This is a genomic window from Pseudomonas sp. PS01299 (assembly GCF_029960145.1).
GTDB lineage: Bacteria > Pseudomonadota > Gammaproteobacteria > Pseudomonadales > Pseudomonadaceae > Aquipseudomonas > Aquipseudomonas putida_A.
On the sequence record NZ_JASCPO010000235.1, the window covers coordinates 1 to 9,084 of the forward strand.

The 9,084-nt window shown below is 62.5% G+C and carries 9 protein-coding genes; 4 read left to right on the forward strand and 5 right to left on the reverse strand.

The features are described 5' to 3' along the window. Positions 1-212: 212 nt before the first annotated feature. On the reverse strand, positions 213-1,133 hold the full coding sequence (locus QMX91_RS26115) for a histone deacetylase (protein ID WP_135296621.1): 921 nt from the start codon (positions 1,131-1,133) through the stop codon (positions 213-215). A gap of 82 nt (positions 1,134-1,215) precedes the next feature. On the opposite strand from QMX91_RS26115, the gene QMX91_RS26120 reads away from it, so the two are divergent. From QMX91_RS26120 to QMX91_RS26130, 3 genes are all read left to right on the forward strand, one after another. Beyond that, complete coding sequence (locus QMX91_RS26120) at positions 1,216-1,785, forward strand: GNAT family N-acetyltransferase (protein ID WP_282413595.1); 570 nt, start codon at positions 1,216-1,218, stop codon at positions 1,783-1,785. 105 nt (positions 1,786-1,890) lie between these two features. After that, complete coding sequence (gene tesB, locus QMX91_RS26125) at positions 1,891-2,760, forward strand: acyl-CoA thioesterase II (protein ID WP_003228466.1); 870 nt, start codon at positions 1,891-1,893, stop codon at positions 2,758-2,760. After that, positions 2,757-3,350 carry an HAD family hydrolase gene (locus QMX91_RS26130; RefSeq protein ID WP_210558617.1) on the forward strand — a complete coding sequence of 198 codons (594 nt, stop codon included), beginning with the start codon at positions 2,757-2,759 and terminating at the stop codon, positions 3,348-3,350. The genes tesB and QMX91_RS26130 overlap by 4 nt, the downstream gene beginning before the upstream one ends. Positions 3,351-3,467: 117 nt before the next feature. Here the strand turns inward: QMX91_RS26130 and QMX91_RS26135 are convergent, their stop codons facing one another. The 4 genes from QMX91_RS26135 to QMX91_RS26150 all read right to left on the reverse strand — a co-directional run bounded on the left by QMX91_RS26135 (position 3,468) and on the right by QMX91_RS26150 (position 8,055). Then, positions 3,468-4,418 carry an alpha/beta fold hydrolase gene (locus QMX91_RS26135; protein WP_210558618.1) on the reverse strand — a complete coding sequence of 317 codons (951 nt, stop codon included), beginning with the start codon at positions 4,416-4,418 and terminating at the stop codon, positions 3,468-3,470. Beyond that, positions 4,419-5,309 carry a neutral zinc metallopeptidase gene (locus QMX91_RS26140; RefSeq protein WP_027612863.1) on the reverse strand — a complete coding sequence of 297 codons (891 nt, stop codon included), beginning with the start codon at positions 5,307-5,309 and terminating at the stop codon, positions 4,419-4,421. A 189-nt stretch (positions 5,310-5,498) separates the two neighbouring features. Next, entirely contained in the window at positions 5,499-6,332 is an 834-nt protein-coding gene (locus QMX91_RS26145; RefSeq protein WP_282413592.1) for an aldo/keto reductase, read from the reverse strand. After that, positions 6,316-8,055, reverse strand: coding sequence for an FAD-dependent oxidoreductase (locus QMX91_RS26150; protein WP_282413593.1), 1,740 nt, complete (start codon positions 8,053-8,055; stop codon positions 6,316-6,318). Before QMX91_RS26150 ends, QMX91_RS26145 begins: the two co-directional genes overlap by 17 nt. A 175-nt stretch (positions 8,056-8,230) precedes the next feature. Here QMX91_RS26150 and QMX91_RS26155 point away from each other — a divergent pair, with 175 nt between their 5' ends. Beyond that, positions 8,231-9,007, forward strand: coding sequence for an IclR family transcriptional regulator (locus QMX91_RS26155; protein WP_282413594.1), 777 nt, complete (start codon positions 8,231-8,233; stop codon positions 9,005-9,007). The last annotated feature ends 77 nt before the right edge of the window (positions 9,008-9,084 follow it).

Sequence of the window (9,084 nt, forward strand, 5' to 3'; positions counted from 1 at the left end):
GCTCGCGATGGCGGTTGATCAGGCGACATAAGTGCTGAATGTCGGTCCGCCATCGCGAGCAGGCTCACTCCTACAAGGAGATCGAAGTGAATTCAGTATGTGGTCAAAAAATAACCATCGCGCTGTACGCCATGTTCGCTGTGGGCTGTAGTCCCTTTCGCTCAGGTTATCCACAGGCCGTTCCACAGCGATTGTGGGTAACGCAGCACAGCTTAGTGACAACCGTGTGACGTCCAGACCCGTTGCGCGCTGTGATGCAGGATGCCGTGGCGGCGGGCGAGGGCGTGGCGATCCTTGCTGTAGCCGCCGCCGATCACGCCGACTACCGGGATGTCGCGGCCCAGGCAATGGCGCATCACGCTTTCATCGCGGGCGGCGACGCCTTCGTCTGTCAGTTGCAGATAACCGAGGGCGTCGTCCTTGTGCACATCGACCCCGGCGTCGTACAGCACCAGGTCCGGTTGATACAGCGGCAGCAGGTAGTTGAGGGTGTCATCCACCACCTGCAGATAGTCGGCATCGCCCATGCCGTTGGGCAGTGGGATGTCCCAGTCGCTTTCGGCCTTGCGTGCCGGAAAATTCTTTTCGCAGTGCAGGGAAACGGTAACTGCCTCCGGGGTGTCGTGGAGGATCCGCGCGGTGCCGTCGCCCTGATGCACGTCGCAATCGAAGATCAGCACACGGTTCACCCGACCGCTTTGCAGCAGGTAATGGCTGATGATCGCCAGGTCGTTGAAGATGCAGAACCCGGCCGGGTAGTCGTAGTGAGCGTGATGGGTGCCGCCGGCGAGGTGACAGGCCAGACCATGCTCGAGGGCTTTTTTCGCCGCCAGAATCGAGCCGCCGACCGCCCGCACCGTGCGCCGCGCCAAGGCTTCGTTCCACGGCAGGCCGAGGCGCCGCTGGTCTTCGCGAGACAACTCGCCGCTCATGTAGCGTTCGATATAGCTACGGTCATGGGCCAAGGCGAGGATGTCGTTGGGGCAGATCTCGGGACGCAGCAGGTCGGCGTCGCGGGTCAGGCCGCTGTCGACCAGGTGGTCGCGCAGCAAGCGGAATTTGTCCATCGGAAAGCGGTGATCCGCCGGAAACTCGGGGCTGTAGTCTTCGTGGTAGATCAGCGGCAGGGGCATGGCAACTTCATGTAGGAACGATGGAAAGAGTGAACGATCCTACCAGCGATGTAGACTTGCGGCATGGAAATGGAGGGGCATGATGGAGCCGATTCAGCAACTCGAAAGCGCACGCCTGCTGATGCGTCAGTGGCGCGACGAGGATTTGCCGGAATTTGCGGCGATGTGCGCCGATCCTCAGGTGATGCGTTACTTTCCGGCCCCGCTCAGCCGTCTCGAAAGTGCGTCGATGATCGGCCGGGTGCGCGGGCATTTTGCCGAGCACGGTTTCGGTCTGTGGGCGCTGGAGCGCAAGGACAGCGGTGAGTTCATCGGTTTCACTGGCCTGGGTGTGGTCGGTTTCGATGCGCCGTTCACCCCGGCGGTGGAAATCGGCTGGCGTCTGGCCCGCGAGCATTGGGGGCTGGGCTATGCCAGTGAGGCGGCGTGGACGGCATTGCGCGCAGGTTTTGATCGGCTGGGGCTGAAGGAAATCGTGTCTTTCACCGCCCAGAGCAATCTGCCGTCGGAGAAAGTCATGCAGGCGATTGGCATGCAGCACGATCCGGCCGATGATTTCGATCACCCCAAACTTGCCGTCGATCACCCGTTGCGGCGGCATCTGTTGTACCGAATTACCAAGGAGCAATGGCTGCAAACCCTGCATGGCTAAGCCGACACGGACGTTTACAATGGCGCGACAGTGGCTCGCGCCAGAACCTGAATGGGCCGCCGCAGCCAAGACTGCGCGGCATAGCGTTGTGTGAGGAGAGTCTGAATGAGCCAAGTGTTGGAAGATCTGGTCGACCTGCTGACCCTGGAGCCAATCGAGGAAAACCTGTTCCGTGGCCGCAGCCAGGACTTGGGTTTCCGTCAGTTGTTCGGTGGCCAGGTGCTCGGTCAGTCGCTGTCGGCGGCCAGTCAGACGGTTGAAGAAGCGCGCCACGTGCATTCGATGCACGGTTATTTCCTGCGTCCGGGCGATGCCAAGTTGCCGGTGGTGTATTCGGTGGATCGCGTGCGTGACGGCGGCAGCTTCAGCACGCGACGGGTCACGGCGATCCAGAAGGGCCACCCGATCTTCACCTGCAGCGCTTCGTTTCAATACGACGAGGCAGGCTTCGAGCATCAGAGCCAGATGCCGGTGGTGGTCGGCCCGGAAAACCTGCCGTCGGAGCTGGAACTGACCCAGCAACGCGCGCACCTGATCCCCGAGCACATGCGCGAAAAACTGCTGTGCCCGAAACCGATCGAAGTGCGCCCGGTCACCGAAAAGGATCCGTACAACCCGCAGCCGGCCGATCCGGTGAAGTATGTGTGGTTCCGTGCCGACGGCGCGTTGGCGGATATTCCGGCGCTGCACAAGTACCTGCTGGCCTACGCCTCGGACTTCGGTCTGCTGACCACTTCGATGCTGCCGCACGGCAAGTCGGTCTGGCAGAAAGACATGCAGGTCGCCAGCCTCGATCACGCGCTGTGGTTCCACAACGATCTGCGCGCCGATGACTGGTTGCTCTACGCGATGGACAGCCCGTGGGCCGGCAATTCCCGGGGGTTCTCCCGTGGCAGCGTGTACAACCGCGCCGGGCAACTGGTGGCGTCGGTGACCCAGGAAGGCCTGATTCGTCACCGCAAGGACTGGGCATGAGCCTGAGCGATGTGAAGCACTGGGTGTTCGACATGGACGGCACCCTGACGGTCGCCGTGCATGACTTTGCGGCGATCCGCGTGGCGCTGGCGATTCCGCCCGAGGACGACATTCTCACCCACCTCGCGGCGCTTCCCGCCGATGAAGCCGCGGCGAAACACGCGTGGTTGCTGGAGCATGAGCGCGATCTGGCGCTGGGTTCGAAACCGGCTGCCGGTGCGGTGGAGCTGGTGCGTGACCTGCACGGGCGCGGTTATCGCCTGGGCATTCTGACCCGTAATGCGCGGGAACTCGCGCATGTGACGCTCGACGCCATCGGCCTGGCCGACTGCTTCGCCGTGGAAGATGTGCTGGGCCGCGATGAAGCGCCACCGAAGCCGCATCCCGGCGGGTTGCTGAAACTGGCCGAAGCCTGGAACGTCCCGGCCAGCGAAATGGTGATGGTCGGGGATTACCGTTTTGACCTGGATTGCGGGCGGGCGGCCGGGGCGCGTACGGTGCTGGTGAATCTGCCGGACAACCCGTGGCCGGAGCTGACGGATTGGCATGCGCAGGATTGTGTCGAGTTGCGGCGGATGCTTTCGGTCTGAGATCTTTATTGTCTGATCTGGCCTCATCGCGAGCAGGCTCACTCCTACAATTGGAATGCGTTTCCCCTGTAGGAGTGAGCCTGCTCGCGATGGCGCCTCAACAGTCACCACAAGTCATTAATCAAACAGCGCTTTCAGCCCCTCCGGCGACGTCAACATCCCATCGCCGTTATGCCCGACCCCGGGCACTTCAACCAGCCGCTGATTGACCCCTTCCGGATGCCGGCGCAGCAGGTAGCCGAAAAACAGCTTGCCGCGTTCCAGCCGATACGCGCCTTGTGCCTCGGCGGCGCAACTCTTGTCCAGCGCCGGATGTTGCGGGTCTATGTCCTGCTGCCCCAGCAGGTAAATCACTTCGCGTTTGATGTAGCTGCTCTCAAGCTGCAACGGTGTTTGCCCACCGGCGTACACCGGCATGTCGGTCAACCCGTACTTCCAGCGATTGAAACCCGGGCACTGTGCGTGATCGAACGCTACCGGCCGCTGTTCGTTGAAATACGCGTACGACGACGGATTGGCCACCACATAGCGCAGGCGAATGCCATTGGCCTTCAGCGCCGGTTGCTCCTTGGCCAGCAAGGCATAACGCTGCACCACTTGACCGCCACCGGAATGGCCGAAAATCACGATCTGCTGCACATCCGGAAACTGCTTGCGGTCGCTGACCCGGGCGACGATGGCGTCGAGTGCGGCGTAGGAACTCAGCGGCTTCGGCCCTGTGGATAACCCGCCGCCCATCCACTCGTTGCCTTTCCAGCGCAGCAATGTGTTGGGCAGGGAGTACAGCGCGACGTCGCTTTCGTTGAGAAACTGCGGCGCGATCACCAGCGTGTGCGCCGTTTGCCCGGCCAGTTCGGTGGCGTGCTCGGCACTCTTGCGATAGGTCTCGGCATTGCGCAGACGACCGTGAATGACGATCAGCACCCGTTCGATTTTCTCAGGTGCGGGGCTGATGCCAACGGCCATTTCGCCGGCCTCGAATTGCAGGCGCCCGGGGCTGATGGCATCGACGCCTGCCGCGTGCGCGTTGCCGCCGATGATCAGTAAAGCCAGAAGCCATTTGCGCATTTACAGGTTTTTCGCCGCGAAGGTATCGCACTGGCCGACCTGGCCCTGAGCGAAACCGGTTTTGAACCAGCGCACCCTTTGCGCCGACGTGCCATGGGTAAACGAGTCCGGCACCACGCGGCCCTGACCCTGTTGTTGCAGGCGATCATCACCGATGGCGTTGGCCGCATTCAAGGCCTCTTCGACGTCACCCGGTTCCAGCCAGTTCAGGCGCTTCTGCGCATGGTAGGCCCAGACGCCGGCCAGGCAGTCGGCCTGCAATTCCTGACGCACCAGCAAACCGCCGTCGCCCTGCATCTGCCGGCCCTGCTGACGGGCCGTCTGAATTTTTGCCGAGACGCCGAGCAGCGTCTGCACATGGTGGCCGACTTCGTGCGCGATCACGTAGGCCTGGGCGAAGTCACCGGCGGCCTTGAAGCGCTGGGCCATTTCCTGGAAGAAGGCCATGTCCAGATAGACTTTCTGATCCGCCGGGCAGTAGAACGGGCCGGTCGCCGAAGTCGCCAGCCCGCAAGCGGAATTCACCCGGTTGCTGAACAGCACCAGGGTCGGGTCCTTATATTGGCGCCCGGCCTGCTGGAAGATGGCGCCCCAGGTGTCTTCGGTATCACCAAGGATCGAACGCACGAATTCGGCTTGCTGGTCGTTGGCCGGTGGCGCCTGGCGGGTTTGCGTCGAGGCCGGTGCCGATTGCTCGGTCATTTGCCCAGTGAGCTGGCCGAGGATCTGCAACGGATCCTGTCCGGTGATCCAGCCGATGCCGACGATCAGCAGGATCGCCCCCAGGCTCAGGCCTTTGCCGCCACCGAACCGCATGCCACCACCGCCGCCGCTATCATCGCCACGGGCATCGACGACGTTGTCACTGCGTCGGCCTTTTTTCCATAGCATGTGGTAATCCTCTTTCTGTACGTGGTGATGAGTGTTGCTGGTGTGAGAGTGTGGCGCCAGTCCGGTCGTCCGTCTATTCGAGCACACGCCAACAGGCCCGGCCTCGGGTGACGAGGGCGGGCCTGTTATTGACGAGCGTGTGCGCGACTAATTCAATCCGTTGGCGGATTTCTCTCGGCGCGCTGTGCGTCAGCGATCGAAGGCATCCCACACCGGGGCGAAATCCGGGCTGACCTGACGCTGATTCTTCGGTAGCGCGGCGATCAGTGCGCGGTCTTCAGCGTCCAGTTCAACCTGCAGCGAAGCCAGGTTCGCCAGTTGATTGGCGCGGCTGCTGGCTTTGGGAATCGCCGCGACGTTGGGCTGATCCAGCAGCCACTTCAGCGCCACCTGAGTCGGTAGCACGCCGTGTTTTTCGGCAATCTGCTGAATCTGTGGAATCTCCGAGACCTTGTTACGCGCCAATGGCGTGTAGGCCGTCAGTACCAGATCGTGTTGGCGGGCATAGTCGAGCAGGGCGTTCTGGCCGAGCAGGACGTGGTACTCGACCTGGATCGCTGACAGAGGGATGCCGTATTCCTCGACGACTGTGCGCAGCAGCGGCAGCGGAAAATTCGCCACGCCGATGTTGCGAGCCAGACCTTGCTCCTTGAAGGATGCGAGGGTTTCAAGCGTGCGCGGCAAGTCCCAGTCAGTGCTCGGCCAGTGGATCATGAACAGGTCGACGTACTCGCAGCGCAAAGCCTTGAGGCTTCGTTCCATCGAGTGGCGCATGGCGTCGGGTTGCAACTGGTCCCACCAGACCTTGGTGGTGACATGAATCTGCTCGCGGGGTGTCGGTGTATTCGCCAATGCTTGTCCGACCGCGTCTTCGTTGTTGTAGGCCGCTGCCGTGTCGATGTGCCGGTAGCCGAGTTCCAGCGCTTGCTCGACGGCACGGGTGCATTCGTCGCCGAGCATCGGCCAGGTGCCGAGGCCGAGTTTCGGCATGTTCAAACCCTGGGCGTTAACGATGTGCTGCATGGTCGATCTCCTGTTCGAAAGCAGTGATGCCGGCGATATGCCGGGCGGCGATGTAGCCGAAAGTCAGCGCCGGGCCGAGGTTGATCCCGCCTGCCGGATAGTGCCCGCCCATGATGCTGGCCATGTCGCCACCGGCGGCGTAGAGCCCGGCGATGGGCTGGGCATGGGCATCGAGCACTTGCGCCTGCGGGTTGACCTTGAGCCCGGCAAAGGTGCCGAAGCAGCCCGGTTGCACTTTCACGGCATAAAAAGGGCCGGCCTCTATTGGGGCAACGCAAGGGTTGGGAAGGTTCGCCGGATCGCCCTGCTTGCGGTTATAGGGCGTTGCGCCGCGACCGAACGACGGGTCCTCGCCGTGGCGTGCATGGCGGTTGTAGTCCTCCACCGTCTGGCGCAATCCGCTGGGGTCGATGCCGCAGGCGCTGGCCAATTCTTCAAGGGTGTTGCCGGTTTTCAGATAGCCGCTGCGGATAAATCCTGACACCGGAACGGGAAATGGCCGCGACATGCCCAAGCCATAACGCCGTTGAAAGGCGCGGCTGCAGATCAGCCACGAGGCGACTTCTTTGCCTTCAGGCGTGGCGGCAACCATGGCGCTGACGTAGTCGTAGTAACCGTTGGCCTCGTTGACGAAGCGCTGGCCGTTGCGCAGTACGCCGATGATTCCCGGTTTTCCGCGTTCGATGATGTGCGGGAAATGGCCGATGCTGCCGTCGGCATGTGGCACTTGCGAGACCGGCGCCCAGGCCACGGGTGACGCCAGGTCGGTGTTGACCGTGGCGCCGACGCTTTCGCCGAGGCGCAGGCCATCGCCGTTCACCGCCAGCGGCGGCAGTGCCCAGTGTTCATGACCCGTGGGCGTGCGCGGAAACAAGGTCTTGCGCCGTTCGACGTCGTTGGCGAATCCGCCGGCGGCCAGCACCACGGCTTTACGTGCATGAATGCGGATCGGGCCGTTGGCGCTGCTGACCACTGCGCCGCAAACCCCTGCTTCATCACGCAGCAGCTCGGTCACGGGTGCCGACTCCCATAACAAAACGCCAAGGTCCTCGGCGGACTTCGCCAGCCTTGCGACCAACGCCACCCCGTTGACCAATTGCATGGCCCGGCCGTGTACCGCCAGATCGAGCAAGTGTCGGGTAAAACGACGGGTTACATGCCACGCGGCTTTCAGCGAACGGGTGAGATTGAGGAACGCCGAAAGGTCGGCGCCGGCCATGATCGGCATGCCCATGAAGGACGTTTCGCGCATTGTTGTACGCAGGCGCCTGAGCAGGCGTCCGACTTTTCGTCCGTCGTAAGGCGCGGCGATGACCGAGCGACCGCCCGTGCCGGCGCCGGGCGTATCGCCATGAATGTCGGCAATGGCGTTACCGTCGGCAAATTGCAGAGCGGTGTGCTGTTCGAAAAACGCGACCATGTGCGGCCCGGCAGTGAGGAAAGCGTCGACCATTGCCGGGTCGTAATGCTCGCCGAGTTCATGGCGCAGGTACGTGCGCGGCTGCTCGACGTCTTCGACGATGCCGGCGCGTCGGGCCAGCGGATTGCACGGCACCCATGCCCAGCCGCCGGACCACGCGGTAGCACCGCCGAACACCGGATCTTTTTCAACCACGATGACCTTCAGGCCGTGCCATGCGGCAGTGACCGCTGTGGATAAACCGGCGGCACCGGAGCCGACGACCAGAACGTCACAGTCGATTTCGGGAAGTTCGGCAGGCATCAGGCAAAGCTCCGCAACTGGGTTTATTGGAATTAGATTCCAGAAATTAACCAATGAAGTTCAGCTGCAACAAGGCATGTTTCAGTAAAGTGGGCGGTTATCGCACGGCTAGTTCCGGATTTCGCTTTGTCTCGGATGTCTTCTAGAATCGGCAAAATTTCACTTGGACCTTCCCATGGCCGGCAGTCAGATCGAACGGGTTTTCAGCGTGCTGGAAAGCCTCACCAGTGAGCCGCGCGGGCTGCCGATGCAGACCCTGGCCGAGCAACTGGACATCCCGAAAAGTGCCACGCACCGGATGCTCGCGGAGCTGATTCGGCTGGGCTACGTGCGACAGAATGCCGAGACTTTGCGCTATCACCTGTCGACCAAACTGGTGGCGATGGGGTTTCAGTATCTGTCGAGCAGCGGTGCCGACATCGTGCAACCGGTGCTGGATCGACTGGCGCAGGAAACCGGTGAACTGGTGCGTCTGGGGGTGATCGATGGCGAGCGCCAGACCTGGATCGCCAAGGCGCAGGGCGCACGCACGGGCCTGCGTTATGACCCGGACATGGGCCGCGACGCGCCGTTGTTCTACACCGCTTCCGGGCATGCGTGGCTGGCCTGCATGAGCGATGCCGAGGCGTTGTCGCTGGTCGAGCGCCAGGGCGCGGAAGTACCGGTGGGCGTCGGGCCGAATGCGCCGCGCTCCAATATCGAACTGCTGGAGCGCCTGCGCCTGGCGCGGGAACAGGGTTATGCCTGTGTCGAGGAAAGTTCGGCGGTGGGCACCTCGGCGATTGCCGCGGTGGTCAAGCATCCAGTTGACGGGCGAGTGATCGGCGTACTGAGCATTGCCGGGCCGAGCGCACGGATGCCCGGCGCGCGACTGCACGAATTGGCGCCGCTGCTGATGAAGTTTACCGAGGAATTGTCGGCGGCGAGCCTGGCGTCTGAGTTGTTCGTCTGACTCGCACCGATCCCTGTAGGAGCTGCCGCAGGCTGCGATCTTTTGGTCTTGAAAATCAAAGTCAAAAGATCGCAGCC

What these genes read in the sequence shown, in the direction of transcription:
- QMX91_RS26115 (WP_135296621.1), bottom strand. Translation starts at nt 1,133, where the DNA reads ATGCCCCTGCCGCTGATCTACCACGAAGACTACAGCCCCGAGTTTCCG.
- QMX91_RS26120 (WP_282413595.1), top strand. Translation starts at nt 1,216, where the DNA reads ATGGAGCCGATTCAGCAACTCGAAAGCGCACGCCTGCTGATGCGTCAG.
- tesB (WP_003228466.1), top strand. Translation starts at nt 1,891, where the DNA reads ATGAGCCAAGTGTTGGAAGATCTGGTCGACCTGCTGACCCTGGAGCCA.
- QMX91_RS26130 (WP_210558617.1), top strand. Translation starts at nt 2,757, where the DNA reads ATGAGCCTGAGCGATGTGAAGCACTGGGTGTTCGACATGGACGGCACC.
- QMX91_RS26135 (WP_210558618.1), bottom strand. Translation starts at nt 4,418, where the DNA reads ATGCGCAAATGGCTTCTGGCTTTACTGATCATCGGCGGCAACGCGCAC.
- QMX91_RS26140 (WP_027612863.1), bottom strand. Translation starts at nt 5,309, where the DNA reads ATGCTATGGAAAAAAGGCCGACGCAGTGACAACGTCGTCGATGCCCGT.
- QMX91_RS26145 (WP_282413592.1), bottom strand. Translation starts at nt 6,332, where the DNA reads ATGCAGCACATCGTTAACGCCCAGGGTTTGAACATGCCGAAACTCGGC.
- QMX91_RS26150 (WP_282413593.1), bottom strand. Translation starts at nt 8,055, where the DNA reads ATGCCTGCCGAACTTCCCGAAATCGACTGTGACGTTCTGGTCGTCGGC.
- QMX91_RS26155 (WP_282413594.1), top strand. Translation starts at nt 8,231, where the DNA reads ATGGCCGGCAGTCAGATCGAACGGGTTTTCAGCGTGCTGGAAAGCCTC.